The 16,622-nt window shown below is 65.2% G+C and carries 11 protein-coding genes; 10 read left to right on the forward strand and 1 reads right to left on the reverse strand.

What is annotated here, in order from left to right:
- Positions 1–4: 4 nt before the first annotated feature.
- The 10 genes from H4I97_RS20420 (at position 5) to H4I97_RS20465 (ending at position 15,723) form a co-directional block, all read left to right on the forward strand.
- Positions 5–313 carry a hypothetical protein gene (locus H4I97_RS20420; RefSeq protein ID WP_148155194.1) on the forward strand — a complete coding sequence of 103 codons (309 nt, stop codon included), beginning with the start codon at positions 5–7 and terminating at the stop codon, positions 311–313.
- Positions 310–1,482 carry a hypothetical protein gene (locus H4I97_RS20425; RefSeq protein ID WP_182308801.1) on the forward strand — a complete coding sequence of 391 codons (1,173 nt, stop codon included), beginning with the start codon at positions 310–312 and terminating at the stop codon, positions 1,480–1,482. Before H4I97_RS20420 ends, H4I97_RS20425 begins: the two co-directional genes overlap by 4 nt.
- Positions 1,479–1,991: a phage baseplate assembly protein V gene (locus H4I97_RS20430; protein WP_182308804.1), complete on the forward strand. Its 513-nt coding sequence runs from the start codon at positions 1,479–1,481 to the stop codon at positions 1,989–1,991. Before H4I97_RS20425 ends, H4I97_RS20430 begins: the two co-directional genes overlap by 4 nt.
- Positions 1,988–2,320, forward strand: coding sequence for a hypothetical protein (locus H4I97_RS20435; protein ID WP_148160686.1), 333 nt, complete (start codon positions 1,988–1,990; stop codon positions 2,318–2,320). Before H4I97_RS20430 ends, H4I97_RS20435 begins: the two co-directional genes overlap by 4 nt.
- Entirely contained in the window at positions 2,317–2,676 is a 360-nt protein-coding gene (locus tag H4I97_RS20440) for a GPW/gp25 family protein (RefSeq protein ID WP_129334614.1), read from the forward strand. Before H4I97_RS20435 ends, H4I97_RS20440 begins: the two co-directional genes overlap by 4 nt.
- Complete coding sequence (locus H4I97_RS20445; protein ID WP_182308806.1) at positions 2,673–5,177, forward strand: baseplate J/gp47 family protein; 2,505 nt, start codon at positions 2,673–2,675, stop codon at positions 5,175–5,177. The genes H4I97_RS20440 and H4I97_RS20445 overlap by 4 nt, the downstream gene beginning before the upstream one ends.
- 2 nt (positions 5,178–5,179) lie before the next feature.
- Positions 5,180–8,266, forward strand: a complete 3,087-nt coding sequence (locus H4I97_RS20450) for a putative baseplate assembly protein (RefSeq protein ID WP_182308808.1) — start codon at positions 5,180–5,182, stop codon at positions 8,264–8,266.
- The gene (locus H4I97_RS20455) at positions 8,259–10,472 is read left to right on the forward strand and encodes a hypothetical protein (protein ID WP_182308810.1); all 2,214 of its coding nucleotides are present in this window, start codon (positions 8,259–8,261) and stop codon (positions 10,470–10,472) included. Before H4I97_RS20450 ends, H4I97_RS20455 begins: the two co-directional genes overlap by 8 nt.
- A gap of 10 nt (positions 10,473–10,482) precedes the next feature.
- Entirely contained in the window at positions 10,483–14,217 is a 3,735-nt protein-coding gene (locus tag H4I97_RS20460) for a DUF6519 domain-containing protein (protein WP_182308812.1), read from the forward strand.
- A 768-nt stretch (positions 14,218–14,985) separates the two neighbouring features.
- The gene (locus H4I97_RS20465) at positions 14,986–15,723 is read left to right on the forward strand and encodes an SDR family oxidoreductase (protein WP_182308814.1); all 738 of its coding nucleotides are present in this window, start codon (positions 14,986–14,988) and stop codon (positions 15,721–15,723) included.
- Here the strand turns inward: H4I97_RS20465 and H4I97_RS20470 are convergent.
- Positions 15,686–16,609, reverse strand: coding sequence for a LysR family transcriptional regulator (locus H4I97_RS20470; protein WP_148155212.1), 924 nt, complete (start codon positions 16,607–16,609; stop codon positions 15,686–15,688). The genes H4I97_RS20465 and H4I97_RS20470 overlap by 38 nt on opposite strands.
- Between the last annotated feature and the right edge of the window lie 13 nt (positions 16,610–16,622).

A 16,622-nucleotide genomic window follows, 5' to 3' on the forward strand; every position in this document is an offset into this window, starting at 1 on the left:
CGCGATGATCACAGCAACGAGCCGATATGCCACTGCCACCGAAACCGAGTTCACCCGGCCCGACGGCAGCAAGGTGCGCCACATCGTGCCGCCGATCCTGCCCCACCCCGAAGAGCACACCGTGGCGCGCCAGCATCGCGTCACCGACAGCGATCGCGCCGACATCGTTGCCGCGCAGACCTATGGCCAGGCGACCGCCTGGTGGATGATCGCCAATGCCAATTCCGCCGCGCATCCCGACCAGCTGACCGAGGTGCCCGGCTCCCCGCTGGCGATTCCTATGCCCGATGCGAGGGGAGGCAGGATCACGTGAGCGCCTTCGGCAACATCCTCGGCATTCGCGCCACGCTGCTTCTAGGCAGGGAGGCCGTCGTGCTGCCTGCGCCGCACGAGGCGATGGAGGCGATCGAAGAGATCGAGGTGCGCCAGGCGATGAAGAAGGACTCGGGCTTCAAGATCACGCTGCTGGCTGGGCGAGAGGGTCCGCTTGGCGCATTTGGTCCGCCGTTCGTCAATGATCCACGATTCCAGCGCGGGGCGCGGGTGGTGGTCGTCGTCTGGAACGGGGTGATGCCGACGCCGATCTTCGATGGTGTGGTGACCAAGACCCAGTACATACCCGGCGAAGGTTCGAATGAAGGCAAATACCTGATGTTGGGCCGCGACCTGACCTTCGTCATGGACCGCGAGCAGAAGCGCGCCCAGCACCCGGCTCAGGACGAAACCGTCATTATGAATGCCATGGCGCTGAAATACGCCACCTATGGCGTGATCCCGGTGATCATGCCGCCTTCGGTGATCGATCCGCCAATTCCGGTCGATCGCACGCCGCAGCAGACCTGTACGGACCTTGCCTATGCCAAGAAGATGGCCAAGCGCCACGGCTACCAGGTGTTCATCGATCCCGGTCCGGCGCCGGGGATCAGCCAGCTCTATTTCGGCCCGGTGCCGCGCCCGGGCCTGCCGCAGAAGCCGATCTCGGTCAACCTGGGACCGATGTCGGATGCCTACGACGTCACGATCAACCACGACGGCGAGACCCTGACGGCCGCGCGCGCCAAGGTGCATGACCGTTCCACCGGGCAGGTGGTTCCGCTGGAAATCCCCACCTCGACCAATACGCCGATGTCGGCTCTGTCGGATGCATTGACGCAGATCGGCAATACCAAGACGAAGGAAATCGAAACCTCAGGCCTGAACACCGCGCAGGTGCTTGCGCGCCTGATGGCCGAGGTGAACGAACCGGCCGAAAGGGTGCTGGAGGTAACCGGCACCATCGACAATACGCGCTACAACGCGGTGCTCAAACCATACTACGCGGTCCCCATCCGCGGACTGGGGATGATCTACAACGGAACCTATACGGTGGCCGAAGTCAGACACGTCCTCAAGCCCGGCTCCTACACCCAAACGTTCGCGCTTCAGCGCGACGGGCTCTACCCGATCCTGCCCGCGGTTGCACCGGAGGTATCGCCGTTATGAGCTGCGAGGACGAAAAATTCTTCGGCAAGTACCGCGGCAAGGTTGAACTCAACATCGACCCGCTGGGCCTCGGTCGGGTGCAGGTCAGCGTGGCGGACGTTATGGGCGATGGCACGCTTGCCTGGGCCATGCCCTGTCTGCCAGGAGCCGGGCCGGGCATAGGTTTCTTTGCCATCCCACCGTCGGGCGCCAATGTCTGGGTCGAGTTCGAACGCGGCGATCCGGACTATCCGATCTGGTCGGGCGGGTTCTGGGACGCCGGAGACACGCCGGCCGCGATGGGGCCGACGCAGGCGCTGACGCGGATCTGGGCGGGTGACAACTTCAAGCTCGAGGTGCTCGACGCGCCGGGCATGGGGGAACTCACGCTCAGCGTGACCACGGCCATGGGCGAGGCCGTACTGAAGGCTGGGGCAGACGCCATGGAGCTGAGCTTTTCCGGATCGACGGTCAAGCTTGGTCCCGATGGGGTCACGATCAACAACGGAAATCTGAAGGTGCTGCCATGACCACGCCGATCGTCACGCAGGGAACCGTCGCCACCTGCCCGCATTCCATTCCGATCACGATCGCGGCGACGGGCGCGAAACTCCTCATCGATGGCACGGCCGCAGCTCTTCTCGGCGACAAAGGCACGATCGCAGGCTGCCCGTTCACCACGCCCGAACCCAAGCCGCAGCCCTGTCTGATCGCAGAGTTCACCAAGGCTGCCAGCAAGGTGCAGTCGGCCGGCAAGCCGGTCCTGTTACTCAACCCCGGCGACCTGTGCAAGTCCGGCCAGATCCCCAACGGTCCGGTGGTCTGGTCCTCGCCGCAAACCAAGGTTCTGGCGATATGACCTGGTTTTCGTTCCCCTACCGGACCTCGGCAGCCGGAACCACGGCCGAGGCCGACCGCGACCAGCAGATCCGCGACATGATCGAGCAGGTGCTCTTTACGCGTCGTGGCGAGCGCCTCAATCGGCCTGAATTCGGGGCCGGGCTGCACGAAATGGTGTTTTCGGAGAACACGCCCGAGATTGCGGCGGCAGTCCAGCACATGGTTCAGGGTGCGCTCCAGCAATGGCTGGTCGAGGTGATCGAGCTGCGCGGCGTGCGGGTTGAGGCGGTGGACAGCCAGTTGCGGGTCACGGTGGTCTACAGCCGGCTCGGCGACGACGAGCTCCGCCGCGCCGTGGTGGAGGGCGCGATATGACGAAGTGCAGGTGTCATTGCGGCACGTCGCTGCGCCGGCAAAGGGTTCTGGACAGCAACGCCGACATGGGGGGCGGGCTTGAGATCAACGGCATCGACTTCGTCGAGGTCCTGGACAGCGACGCACCGGCGGGCATGGCGCAGAAGCTGCTTGATGTCGCCTTCCTCAAGCCCGACGGGGTCGCGGCCCTGAACGAGGACAACTTCGCCGTCACCGGCGGAACGCGGATCAAGAGCATCAAGGTCGTGTCGCTGGCGCTGCAGCCGGACGGGTCGACCCAGCGGTTGGTGTTGGACCAGGCCGGGGATTTCTCGCCATATGTGCTGTCGCTGCGACAAGGGCCGCTAAACGCCGCACCGCCCGCCAATATGGATCGCCAGTTGGCGAGCGTCAGCTTCTCCTTCAAGGTTGAATGCCCCTCGGATTTCGATTGCGTCGACCCCGAAATGCCCGTTCCCGTGCGTCCTCAGGGGCCGCCGACGGACTACCTGACCCGCGATTTCTCTGGCTTCCGCACGATGATGCTGGATCGCATGTCCGCCACCATGGCCGACTGGACTGAGCGCAACCCGGCGGACCTGGGCGTGACCCTGGTCGAGGTGCTGGCCGATGCTGCCGACAAGGCGAGCTGGTTTCAGGACGCCATAGGCACTGAGGCGTTCTTCGAGCGCACGCGCTTTCGACAGTCGCTTGTGCGCCACGCGCGGCTGCTTGGCTATCGCCCGGGCGAGGGGTGCAATGCCAGGACGGCCGTCGCGGTGACGGCGGATGTCGACCGGGATGGCGCGCCGGACGTAATTGCGCGCGGCACGCGGTTCTTGACCCGCCCCGAATCCCGGGGGCAGGAGTGGTCGAACGTGCTGACGCCGGACGCCGAGCTGTTCGAAGACATGGTCCGCCGAGGGGCGGTGGTATTCGAGGCGTTGGAGCCGCTGAAGTCCCTGCGCGTTGCCCGCAACGGTGCGGGGTTCCACGATTGGGGCGACGAGGGTTGCTGTCTCACCAAGGGCGCAACCTCGGCCTTCCTGACGAGGGGCCCCGGTGACCTCGACCTGGCGGGCGGCGATCTTCTGGTGCTGGAGGAGCGCATTCCCTTTGGCGGCAGCGCCGAGGATCCGCCTGATCCGACCCACCGTCAGGTCGTGCGCCTGTCGCAAGACCCCACGCCGGCAAGCGACCCGATCTTCGGCATCGCCCTGACGGAAGTGCGCTGGTTTGCCGAGGATGCGTTGAGGTTCGCTCTGCCCATCGGCACACTCAATGGCGCACCGATGTCGGTGGCGCGTGGCAATGTTCTGCTCGTCGACGAAGGCCGTACCGTCGATCACGGTGACCCCGCGCCCGAGGACGAGATCCTCCTGGAGACTCTCTCCGAGGGCGGCCTCCTGCCGGATGACGGACCGGGCCAGGTGTTATGCTACCGGCTGGCTGCCGAAGAGGTGGTGCGGGCGCCGCCTTTTGATCCGGAGGGCGCGCGAAGCGCCTCAGCTGTTGCTTCGCTGTCACCGGTGGCCGAACCGGTTGCTCAGGTCGCCCTCGTTGGAGATGGCGAGATCTGGACGACAGTGCCTGACCTGCTGGCGTCGGAGCGCTTTGCACCGCATGTGACGGTCGAGCCGGGCACCGCGCAAGGGTCCGCCTATGTGCGCTTCGGCGACGGGGTGCTGGGCCGCCACCCCACCGACGGTGCCACGTTCGTCGCGCGCATCCGTCACGGCGGCGGCTTGCGCGGCAACATCGGTGCCGGCGCGATTGCCCATGTAGTGACGGGCGACGGCAGCGGCATCTTCGCGCTGGACAACCCTGTCCCCGCGACTGGCGGCGCGGTGCCGGAACCGCGCACCGCCGTGCATGTGGCCGCGCCACAGGCCTTTCGCATATCGCGCCGCGCGGTCACCGCCGCCGACTACGCCGAGGTTGCCGCCCGCCATCCGAGCGTCGCTCGGGCCTTCGGCCGTCGTCGTTGGACCGGCAGCTGGCACACGGTCACGCTGGCGCTCGACCTCGTCGGCGGTGGCGAGGTGGATGTCGCAGTCGAGGCCGAGTTGCGCGCCTTCATTGAAGATCATCGGCTGGCGGGCCACGATCTGGAGTTCGTCTCGCCGGTTTTCGTGCCGCTCGACATCATCCTCTTTGTCTGCGCCGCGCCCGATGCCTATGCGTCAGACATCAACCGCGACCTTCTGGCGCTTTTTTCTGACCGCGATCTGCCGGATGGGACGCGCGGGCTCTTTCATCCGGATGTTCTGGCGTTTGGAGCGGATGTGGCGCTGTCGCCGATGATCGCCCGCGCGATGCGGGTTGACGGGGTATCCTGGATCGGCACCACAGACGAAAACAACGTGCCGGTGGGTCGGTTTGCCCGGATGGATCAGCCCGGCGTGGACTACGCTAACGAAGCGATCCTGCCAATCGCCAGCGCCGAGATCGCCCGGCTCGACAACGATCCCAGCCGTCCCGAGAACGGCCGGGTCCGCTTCATCGTGGAAGGGGGACGCTGATCATGGCGACGCATGATAAGAACTCGCCGTGCGGAGGCACCGATCTCAATCCGCATCGCCCTGCCAACCGCGCCGGGCTTTCACAGGTGGATTACCGGATCGCGACCCAGCCCGAGGCGTTGGCGCGGATGCTGCACCTTCTGCCGCGACACGGGGTGACCGACCCCGAGACGAATAGCGAGGTCCAGCCGATGGAAGCATTGCGCACGCGCGACCTTCGCGATCCGACGATCAGCCTGCTGGATGCCTGGGCCATGGCCTGCGACGTGGTGTCCTTCTATTCGGAGCGCATCGCCAACGAAGGGTTCATCGGCACCGCCACCCAGCGCCGCTCGGTGCTCGAACTGGCGCGGATGATCGGCTATGAACTTGCGCCCGGCGTGGCCTCCAGCGCGCATCTGGCGTTCTCGGTCGAGGATTCGGACAATCCCTACCGCGTGGTTCAGATCGGTGTCGGTGTGCAGGCAATGTCGATCCCGCACGAGAAGGGCAAGCTGCCGCAGATCTTTGAAACGGTCGAGGAAATCACCGCGCGGGCTGAATGGAACGACATTCACGCCAGAACCGAGCGCCCTCAGAACCTGGTGCTCTACAATAACCTCGAAAGCGACGGCGACGCCGCCAACGGCACGCTCTACCTCTTCGATCTGGACAATTCCTTCGACGACGCCACGCTGGCCGATCCTGACCTCGTCACAATTGCCGCCGAGGCGGATCTGGAACACTACCACCCGATGACCCGACGGCTCGATCTGCCTCAGGCGCTGGCAAAGCGCATCGAGGATAACGAGACCAACCAAGAGATCGATCCTGTGCTCTACGCCTTGCCGGTGAACGAGGTCTGCCTCGTGGGGCTCGGGCTCAATCTGCGCAAGGGTACCAGATTGCTGGCGGTGGCGCAGGCGGCGATCGATGGCGCGCCGATTACGGCCATGCCGATGCGGGTCGTTTCCGTCACAGAGGACCGCGCTTTCGGTCTGACGAAGGTCGTGCTGACGCGCAGTGGCAGCGCGCCCGAGAAGGTGCGTCGCGCGCCGCCCTTCCGTCTCGCGAAACTGCTGATCGGCATCATGCCCTCCACGCGCATCGCGCTGGGCACCCAGGCAGTTGAAAGTCATATCCGCGGCAGGACCTGGTCGGGCGATGGGCTCTCGGCGCTGGTGCAATCACAATCCTGGCAGCGCGCCAAGATCATGACGCTGGTGCGCCTGCTTGTCTTGCCGCCGCCGGAGAAAGACGATGGTGAGGTGCCGGCGCTCGGACTTCATGTCATGCGCGAGAGCTCCGGGTTTTTCGGCAGCACCGCGCCGCTCTACGCCACGGTGAACTACGGCACCAAGGCCAACGGAACCTATGACAAGGGCCCCTACACCCACAACTGGGATGGGACCGCAGGCGGATCACCCAACACGATCTGGCTGGACGGGATGGGCGCGAAGTACATCGACCAAGGCGCTTCCCACGTCTACCTCGATCGCGAGTTGAAGGAATTGCAGCCCAACGGCTGGGCAATCATCGAAAACGCCGCAGGTGGTTCTCTCGGTTTGCGGGTCGTGCATGCGGCGGCAGAATCGCGAGCGGACTACGCAATCACCGGAAAGGCGACCGGCGTGGGCTTCCGCACCGCCAATGGCGATCCGTTGGATCTCGGTGGCGCCGACTCGACCACCATCTACAATTCCTTCCTGTTCCGGGGCTCGCAGATCCATGCCGTCAGCACGCACCTTCCGCTTGCCGGCGTGCCGCTGTCGCCGGAGCTGCCACAGAAATCGACCTCAGTCGAGCTGGACCGGCTCTACCTCGATCTCGAACGCGGTCGGCCTGTGTCGCTTTCGGGCGCACGCAACGATGCCGAGGGGATCACCGGCCGCGAGACCCACATCATCGACGAGGTCCAGCATATCGACGGGATCACCCGGCTGTTGCTGACTGGGGAGACCGCCTGGCCCTATGACCGCACCACCGTGCGCATCAACGCGAATGTCGCGCTGGCCACCCATGGCGAAGCGGTAACCGAAGACCTCGGGAATGGCGATGCGCGGCTGACGTTCCAGACCTTCACGCTGAAGAAGCCACCGCTCACCTACGTCTCTGCAGCCAACGATGCCGGTCGCGCCTCGACCCTGAAGATCCGCGTCGACAGTGCGCTCTGGCAGGAGGTGAGCGCGCTGGGCCAGGCCGGGCCGGAGGATCCCGTCTACGAGGTTCGCCTGTCCGACGACGGCAAGGCGCATGTACGGTTCGGCGACGGCCGGACCGGGCGTCGCCTGCCGACGGGATCGCTGAACGTAAAGGCGGAGTACCGCAGCGGCATCGGTCGTGCCGGTGAAGTGCCGGAGGAGGCGATCAGTCAACTCCGGACGCGACCGCTCGGCGTGCGCGCGGTGGTGAACCCGTCGCCAGCGACAGGCTCGGCCGATCCCGAGACGTTGGAAAGCGCGCGCGAAACCGCGCCGGGTACGGTCAAGACCCTCGGGCGCATCGTCTCGCTCACTGACTACGCCGATTTTGCGCGAAGCTTTGCAGGCGTCGGCAAGGCACAGGCGCGCGAGCTGTGGTCGGGACAGAACAAGGTGATCCATGTCACGGTGGCGCCGGAGGCGGATGCCGAGCTGACGGCAAGCGATCCCCTGCTGACCAACCTCGCGGATGCCATGGCGAAAGCGCGAGACCCCGCGCGCCCGCTGATCCTCCAGCCCTATGCGCGCCGCTTCTTTGCCCTGACGGCGAAGATCTATCCCGATCCGGCCTACCGCGCCGAGGATATCAAGCTCTGGGCGCGCCAGCAGGTCGAGACGCTTTTCGGCTATGACGCGCGCAAGCTTGCGCAATCGGTGAGTGCTGCCGAGGTCATCGCGGCGCTGCATCGGGCGACCGGTGTCGTGTCGGTCGATCTCGACGCGCTCGAGGTGCTGCTCGACGGGTCCGCCGGCGGCTCCATCGCTGTGGAGCTGTCCTCGGAGCTGCCGTCGCTTCCAGCCGTCGGGCCGGGTCAGCGCGGGCAGCAGCACGACTTTGCCCCGGCCCAGTTGCTGACCGTGCTGCCGTCGGCGGTCAATCTGACGATCATGGAGGCCGCAGATGTATAACCGCGCCCCCGCCAAGCTGTTCGAACGGCTGCCCAGCCATTTCCGCACCCGCGATGCCGCAGAAGGCCGGCCGCTTCAGACGCTGATGGAGATCATGGCGCAGGAGCTGTGCGTCCTGGAGCGTGACATCGACCAACTCTACGACGACTGGTTCGTCGAAACCTGCGAGCCCTGGGCGCTGCCCTATATCGCCGCTCTAATCGGGGCGCGTCCGATGCGCGAGATTGGCTCCGACCAGGCGGGGCTTCTGCGCGGATACGTCGCTAATGTGTTGCGCAACCGGCAGGCCAAGGGCACCGCGGCGGCAATCGAGCAGGTAGCGCGCGAGGTGTCCGGATGGTCGGTCGTGGCGGTCGAGTTCTTCCAGCGGCTTGCCACCTCGCAGCACATGAACCACGTCCGGCCGGATACACCGGCCTTTGCCGACCTGCGCGATACCGCGCGGAGCCGCGCCAGCCGGTCGCCTTTCTCGACGATGGCGCATTCGCCGGCTGCCGGGCAACCGGGCGCCTATGCCGGGCGCTACAACATCCTGCATCTGGGGCTGTTCATCTGGCGGCACGCCGCAGCGCCAATCTGGCCGGTGGAAGACCCGGCCGCAGGATATCTGGGCGGGGCGGTGCCGCGCCCCGATGCACCGGACCCGGGGCTTTTGACCTTTGATCCGCTGGGTCGTGACATACCGTTGGTCAATCGCCCGGCGGCCGACCTGAGCGTGGGCGCGCGGATGAGCCGGCGCATGGTGCCCGCGGCGCTGACCCGCGACGAGGTCTTTGCCGCGCTGAACACTGCCCGCGCAGAGGGCGCCACTCCGGGCCGCTGGTTCGAGGAAAGCCCGCCGTTCCGGGTCCGTCTGGACGGCGCAGAGGTGCCGCCTGAGAAGATCTTCTGCTGCAATCTGGAAAAGGCAGAAGACGGCACCTGGCGGCGCCCGGCCGTGGCCGGCACGGTAATGGTCGACCCCGAACGCGGCCGGATCTCGCTGCACGCCGCGGACGAGGGCAAGGCGGTCGAGACCGGCTTTGCCGCGGGGCAGCCCTTCGATATCGGTGGAGGCGCCTACGACCGGCGGTCCAGCCTCGAGAAATGGCTGCCCGATTTCGTCATACCCGGCGAAGCGCCGCCGTGGCAGATCGGCGTGACGAAGGTGGCGGGCCATGTGACCGACAACCCGCTCCAGGGTGGGCCGGTAGTCGCCAGCCTGCGCGAAGCGGTCGACCGCTGGAATGCCCAGTCCATCGAGGGGTCGCGCGGGATCATAGCGGTGATGGACAATGCCACTTACACCGAGGCATTGAATGCCACGCATGCAATCAAGCTGCCGAAGGGCGCGACGCTCGCGATCGTTGCCGCCGCCTGGCCCGTGGTGGAGGAGCCGGGCGGGGTGCGACGCCGCATCCCGGGCCAGTTGTCGCCGATGCACCGCCGTCCGCTGGTGCTGGCGTCAGCGATGATCGACGCGGCAGACGCCGGTGACGACCGGGCCGGCTCGCTGGTGATGGACGGACTGGTGATCGGCGGCAATCTCACTGCCCGTCCCGGGAGCGATCTGGGGGCGCTCAGGCTTTACAACTGCACCATCGGCGCCTCGGGCGCCGCGCTGGACCATTCGGTGCGCGCCACTACCGAGAATGCGCGGATGAGCTTGGTCTTGGACCGCTGCATCGTCGGCAAGGTGGACCTGCCGCAGGCGACGGGCGGAATAGAAATCACCCGGTCGATTATCGGTGAGGATCAGACCGCGGGTGGCGGTGGGGCGGGGGCCGGCCCCATGGTCCTGCGCGTGCCGCTGATGGACATGAGCTGCAGTGGCAGCACTGTCTTTGGCCGCACCAGCTGCCGCAGCCTGGAAGCGGAGAACAGCATCCTGATGGGAAGGATCACCGTCGAACACCGGCAGACTGGCTGTGTCCGGTTCTGCTATGCCGCCGAGACCTCTGTTTTGCCGCGCCGCTACCGCTGCGTGCCGCGTGCCAACGATGATCCCAAGCCGCGTCCGATCTTCGTTTCGACCCGTTTCCAGGATCCCGAATTCGGACTTCTCAGCCTGCGTACGCCCGAGGCCATCCTCGAAGGGGCCGAGGATGGCATGGAGATGGGGGTGGGCTACGCCAACCGCGACCCCGCCCGCCGCGCCAACATCCGCGATGCCGTAGAGGAATTCGCGCCATTCGGCCTCGTCCCGGGCTTCATCTATATGACATAGGAGGCCTGCCATGACCGGCGATATCTCGAGAAAGACCTTCGATCCTGCCAAGGACTTCAGCCTTGTTGGGATGCAGCAGGGCCGCCTTTTTACTGATGCCGACTGGAACGAACAGGGCGAAATCCTGCGTGCCTCGGACCGGGAGACCACGGCTGATATCATCGGGCCCGCGGGCTTTCCGGAGGAGGATGCGGGATTCGGACTAATCCCGGATGCCGGGACCGGAACGCTGGTGATCACCCCGGGGACCGGATACGTGGCGGGTGTGCGCCATGTACTGCGCTGGCCTGCCGCCTACAAGTTGACACGTCAGTCGGGCACCGGCGGCAATGCGGTCTGGCGGATCGACGATGGCAAGGAACTGTCGGATGGCGATGTGCTGAGCACAGACCCGGCGGGCCTGACCGGTTTCGTCAAGGTGCGCAATCTTGCCGAGGATTCCAGCGGCGTGCGGACCTTCCGTACCACGCCCGCCCTTGGTGACGCTGTGACCGGTGCGTTCCGTCCGGCAATCTTCTCGCGCCAGCCTTACGGTGCCGGTACACTGCTTCCCGAGGTGGCAGGCGACTACCTTGCCGTGCTCAAATCCACTGATCGGGTCGTGACCGCGCTCGATGATCCGTTGTTGCGTGAAGTGGCTTTCGACGGGCCGGATACGGCCTATCGTGACCGGACTGTCTGGCAGGTTTCGCTGGTCTCGCGCGCGGCTCTTCTGGCGCTCGGATACCAGGCTGCCGACCTGACCTGCCCGGCGCTGTCCAAGGGGTTCGACCCAGTCCTCGCTGATCGCGCGCGCGGCGAGCTCCGTGCGCGGGCCGAGCTCTCCGACCTCAGTGCCGGCCCCTGCAACCTTCCGCCTGCCGCGGGCTACCGCAGTCTCGACAACCTGCTCTTCCGCGTCGAGATCCATCTGGGCGGCGACGAGGCGACGGCGTTCTACAAATGGTCGCGCGAGAACGCCATTCACCGCACGCGATACCGCGAGATCGACGCCGGCGTATTGGCGGTGGAAAGCATTGGCCGGGACGAGATGACGGCACTGAAGACGGGCGACTGGATTGAAATTCGCGATCAGGCGGCGATCTACGGCGAAGCGCCGGGCTTTTTTGCCCGGATTGATGAGGTAGTCGGTCAGCGCGTTTCGCTTGCCGAACTGCGCGATCCGCTCACGCTTGCGCCGCTGCTCAGCAACGGTCTTCCGGACACCGACAAGCTTCCGGCCGAGGCATTCGTCACCCGCTGGGAAGGCGGGCTGCCGGTGCAAGTGGACGATGCTACGGCCGATTGGGCCGATCTGGAGAACGGCGTCCAGATCCGCTTCGAGGTCGGCCAATACCAATCCGGCGATCATTGGACCATTCCGGCGCGCGCCGTGTCGGGCGACGTGGAATGGCCGCGCAATCCGGCCACGGACGAGCCGATGTCGAAACCTGCCGACGGGCCGCGGCGCAACTATGCAGCACTGGCTTGGCTGGCGCTCGACGGGGCCGGCGCGTGGACCGTGACCGAAGATTGCCGCCTGCTTTTCCCCCCGATTTCCCGGGCCAAGCAGGTGCTCTATGCTGGCGGTGACGGACAGGAGGCGCTGGACGATCCACTGAATGCGGCCGCCTTGGTGCCTCTGCCGAAGGAGCTTTCAGTGGCCGTGGTGCGTGGTCACAGCCCGGTCGAGGGCGAGACGATCCGCTTCACTGTGGTCGAAGGTGCCGGGCAGTTTGGCAATGGCCTGCCGACCCAGCAGGCCACCACCGATGCCGCTGGCGTGGCGTCGGTGAACTGGAGCCTCGATGGCACGAACCGGGTCCAGCGCGTCGTTGCCCAGCGGCTGGATGCCGCCGGAACCGCGACCCATGCGCCAATCGCCTTCAACGCGACCCTTGCGCGCGCGTCTCATGTCAGCTTCGATCCGGTCAACACGCCTGAACTTGGTCCGGCCAATACGGTGCAGAAGGCCATCGAGGCGCTGGTGGGTCTCCAACAGTTGGGGTGCACAACCATTGTCATCCAGCCAGGCGAGGACTGGGTAGCGCGGCTTGAAGGGCTGCAACCGGGCGAGAACGCCTCGATCTGCTTCGCCCGCGGTACCTACACCAGCGGGCGCACCGTACGGATGAGCGGCCTGGGTCATATCCGGATCAGCGGTGCTGGACCGGGGACCGTCCGGATCGTGGCTAACCGCACCGAGGCGGCGCTGGCCTTCGAGGGGTGTGTAAGCGTCGCGGTGAGCGGGCTGGAACTTGCAACTCCCGACGCGAATTCCGCCGTCGACGCCGGCCTGAAGGGGCACCGCCAGGGTACGCTGGATTTCGGTCATTGTGACGAGGTCGAGGTTCATGGCTGCACCCTCAGCTGCGGCGGCGGCACTTCGACCGAACGCACCTGCGTGACGGTTCGGGGCTACAGTGAGACGCTGAAGACCTTGAAGGTCACGCGTTCGGTGCGGATCACCGGCAACAGCCTGACGGTCGGCAACCTTCAGGAGGGGATCGTCGTGACCGATGCCGTCGACGTCGACGTCTCTGGCAATCTCCTGACGGCCAAGCCGGGCAAGGGCTCGCTTAAGATCGACGCGTTCCTCGCCGACAAGGTCTGGGTAGCGACCACGGCAAACAGCCTCATTTCTCGACCCGTGAAGGGCAATGTCGGCCGAGGCACCGGCGTCAAGGAGATTGCCGCAAAGGAATGGCGAATGACCTTCGACAGCCCGGTGCCGCAGAAGGACTGGGACGATCTGGTCGCGATGAACCCGCCCGTGGCGTCGGACCTGAGGAACCAGGACACGTTCAGCCGCTGGGCGCAGGGGCTCATCGCCTCCGTGGCTGAGGACCCCGACAGGATGCCGGTCTTCCGCAAGCAGCTGAAGCGGGTGGGAGAGTCGTTTGGCACCGACGGTCGGGGCCTAGACAATCCGAAGGTGCGCACCACGCTGCTCGTCTCGAGCGATCCGGTCGTGCAGCGGTTCGATGCGAGGTCGGGTGCGCAGCGCCAGGTCGTGGTCGAGGCGAACGGACAGGTCGTCGCCTTCGACAGCGCCTTCAGCCAGAAGGACTGGACGACGTTGATCTCCCGCAGCGGCTCGGCCACCAAGATCGCGAACGCGGACGAGCTCCTGAAACTTAGCTATGGCCTGGCGAAGAAGGTGTTGGTGGACAAGGAACTTCGCGCCGGATTGGGTTCGGTTCAGAACTGGCTTAAGGCACTTGAAGAAAATTCTGTCAGCTTGGGGGCGCAGGGCATCGTCTGCGGCGGACGGCGTATGGACAATGTCGCGATCCGGGGCAATGCGATCCGCGCTTTCCAAGTGGGGGTGCGGGTGGCGGTGAGCCACATGCGCACATTAAACGTCCGGTCAAGATCGGTGTCGATCGACGACAACCGGATGGAGCTGATGGCGCCCAGCGTCGAAGCCTATGCCGGCTACGGCGTGATGGTGGGCAACGTCGATACCCTGCGCATCCGCGGCAACGAGATGGCGCTGTCGAGCCGACCGAATTTCATTAGGTACTTTGCTCAGGGTATCCGCATCTGGGGCTTTGTCGGCCACCAGATCCTTGTGGCGGAAAACAGGATTTCGATGGCGACGATGGGCATCCGCTTGGTCTCGGTGGTCCCGTTCGACAACGACGATCCGCACCTTTGGGTGTTCCGCGAAAACCTGATCCAGGGGCCTGCCGGCATCCGCAACTGGAAGATGACGCCATCCTGGCCGCTCATCGACCAGAACAATCTGACGCGCAGTATCTAAGGAGTGGTCCGAGGTCCAATTTCGTTGTATACGTATGTTTCCTGGCTCTAGTGGCAATCGATGTTTGGTGCCACCGGGTTCGAGTCCCTGTCAGGTTAGCGAAGCGGAGCGGGAATACCCGGTCCGCTTCCCGCATTTTCGGGGTAGGCGAAGCCTTTCCGCTAAGCATTTCGGCGCCGCAAATCCCGAAGGGGCAGACATGGCCGGGGCTACCGGAGGTAGGTCGGTCGAGGTGGGTTAATCCAACGTCGGGAGCGCACAATCCGCACATACTGGGCAGGCGCGTTACCGTCCTTTGGACCATGATCCAGCGCTGACGGACCTTCGACCCGCTTATGAGTGCTGCTTGACGTCCGCATCACGCAGCCCCGACTGCAATGGCGGCGAACCAACACCTGGAAAGTCACCGCGTGATCCCGCACGTGATCCCTTCGAACCCCTCCCGGTCGAAGACATGCGCGGTCTCCGACAAACGAGACAGCAGCCACGCTCGCTTTTTCGATAATCATGGAAATAAGGTATGCAGATCAGTCGAGGCTGCCAGTAGCTATTTCGACAGTCGTAGAAATACTCTGTACGCACCGTCAGACCTCGTGGCCGAGGCGATGACGTAGTGTTGCCAAGTATGACGCAGCCACTCGCCGGAGCCGACATATTCGGGGTCACGTCCGCGCTGTCATCGGAAAATCCGAAAGCGCGATCGGATACTTCCGTTTTCCTTGCCGCACGGCACAAGGCATCTGCTCTCCATCGAAGAAGGAGATGCACATGACAGATACCAAGATCGAAGGCGCGGAAATCGTTATCGTCGGCGGGAGCTCCGGCATGGGATTGGCGCTTGCGCGGCGGCTGCTTTCCGAGGGAGCGCATGTCACCATCGCGGGTCGTACAGCGGCGAAGCTTGAAGCCGCCTGCGAGGCGCTCGATGACCATCAGGGACTGAGTACCGCAGTCCTCGATCTGACACGCGAAGGTGAGGTTGCTGCCTTCTTCGCCGATCGCGCTCGGGTCGACCATATCGTCAGCACGGCGGCCGATATTGACGGGGCTTATCAGCTGTTGCCGGATATCCAGATATCCGCGGCGCAGCGGGTGGTGGAAAGCAAGTTCTACGGGCCCTTGCTGCTTGCCAAACACGGTGCAGCCCGTCTGCCGCCCTCGGGTTCGATCACTTATACATCGGGGGTGGCGGCCTACCGGCCGGCAGCGCGCGGTTCGGTCGTTGCAGCCGTGAACGCCGCGCTAGAAGGACTTGTGCGAGCTCTCGCTGTGGAACTCGCGCCTCTTCGTATCAATGCCGTATCGCCGGGATGGGTGGCAACACCTATCTGGAAATCTGTCGCGGGCGATGCCGCGAAGGCGAGGCTGGACGCGATGGCCGAACGCCTGCCGGTCGGTCGGGTCGGCCGGCCCGAAGACATTGCCGATGCGATCCGCTTCCTGATCGGTAACGGCTTTGCCACCGGTACTATTCTTCACGTCGAAGGCGGACATCGGCTGGTCTGACCGGTCGCAACTCGCTCTGCGCTGCGGCAAGCAGCAGGGAAAGCGCCGGTGGCTGTACCCGCCGGCGCCGCCAGACCATGATCAGCGAAGCCGTCGGTACGTTGCCCGGCCAAGGCAGTTCGCAGATGTCGTTGCGTTTCGCGTAGGCGCCGATCGCGAGACGTGGCACCAGGCCGTAGCCCGCGCGGGCCGCGACAAGCCTGATGATCGTTGCGATGCTGTCGACCTCGGTCGCGACGCGTGGTGGTTCGACGCCCGCGCCGGCAAAGGCGGCATCGAAGAGGCGGCGGTAGACGCAGCCCTCCTGGGTCGCGATGAAGGGCAATTGGCTCAGGTCGGCGAGGGTTGCGGGGCACCGAGCATCGGCGTTGCCGCTCGAAATGAGTGCAAGCGGTTCGTGCGATACCAGACGGGTGACGAAGCGACCGTCTTGCTGGTCGCGGTCGAAGGTGATCGCGAGGTCGATCGAACTGTCGTCCAGCCAGCGCTGCAGTTCGGCGCTGCCGCCGATCCTCAGTGTCAGGCCGATATCGGGATGTCTCTCCCGGAAGCGCGGCAGAAAGGCTGCGAGTTTCTCGGCCGCGACGGTCTCGAGCGTCCCGATTGCAAGAGTCCGCTCGCTCTGACAAGCAGAGGCGCGGACGGCAATCCGCGCCTCGTCGTTCAGCGCCAAAATCTCTTCCGCATAGGTCTTCATCACCTGCCCGGCCGGCGTCAGGATCACGCCATGGCGACTGCGCTCGAAGAGCTGGACGCCCAGTTCCTGCTCGAGAGACTGCATCTGGTCGCTCAAGCTCGACTGGGCAAGGTTCGCTTCCGTGGCGGCCCGAGTGACATTGCCGAGTCGTGCGACGATGAGGAAGGTTTTCAACTGTCGTGGATTCATCTCAAGCCTCCGC

The sequence above is a fragment of the Ciceribacter thiooxidans genome (assembly GCF_014126615.1).
Lineage (GTDB): Bacteria > Pseudomonadota > Alphaproteobacteria > Rhizobiales > Rhizobiaceae > Allorhizobium > Allorhizobium thiooxidans.

Excerpts from the sequence above, each read along its gene's own strand:
- H4I97_RS20420 (WP_148155194.1), top strand. The coding sequence starts at position 5 with ATGATCACAGCAACGAGCCGATATGCCACTGCCACCGAAACCGAGTTC.
- H4I97_RS20440 (WP_129334614.1), top strand. The coding sequence starts at position 2,317 with ATGACCTGGTTTTCGTTCCCCTACCGGACCTCGGCAGCCGGAACCACG.
- H4I97_RS20455 (WP_182308810.1), top strand. The coding sequence starts at position 8,259 with ATGTATAACCGCGCCCCCGCCAAGCTGTTCGAACGGCTGCCCAGCCAT.
- H4I97_RS20470 (WP_148155212.1), bottom strand. The coding sequence starts at position 16,609 with ATGAATCCACGACAGTTGAAAACCTTCCTCATCGTCGCACGACTCGGC.
- H4I97_RS20435 (WP_148160686.1), top strand. The coding sequence starts at position 1,988 with ATGACCACGCCGATCGTCACGCAGGGAACCGTCGCCACCTGCCCGCAT.
- H4I97_RS20450 (WP_182308808.1), top strand. The coding sequence starts at position 5,180 with ATGGCGACGCATGATAAGAACTCGCCGTGCGGAGGCACCGATCTCAAT.
- H4I97_RS20430 (WP_182308804.1), top strand. The coding sequence starts at position 1,479 with ATGAGCTGCGAGGACGAAAAATTCTTCGGCAAGTACCGCGGCAAGGTT.
- H4I97_RS20465 (WP_182308814.1), top strand. The coding sequence starts at position 14,986 with ATGACAGATACCAAGATCGAAGGCGCGGAAATCGTTATCGTCGGCGGG.
- H4I97_RS20460 (WP_182308812.1), top strand. The coding sequence starts at position 10,483 with ATGACCGGCGATATCTCGAGAAAGACCTTCGATCCTGCCAAGGACTTC.
- H4I97_RS20445 (WP_182308806.1), top strand. The coding sequence starts at position 2,673 with ATGACGAAGTGCAGGTGTCATTGCGGCACGTCGCTGCGCCGGCAAAGG.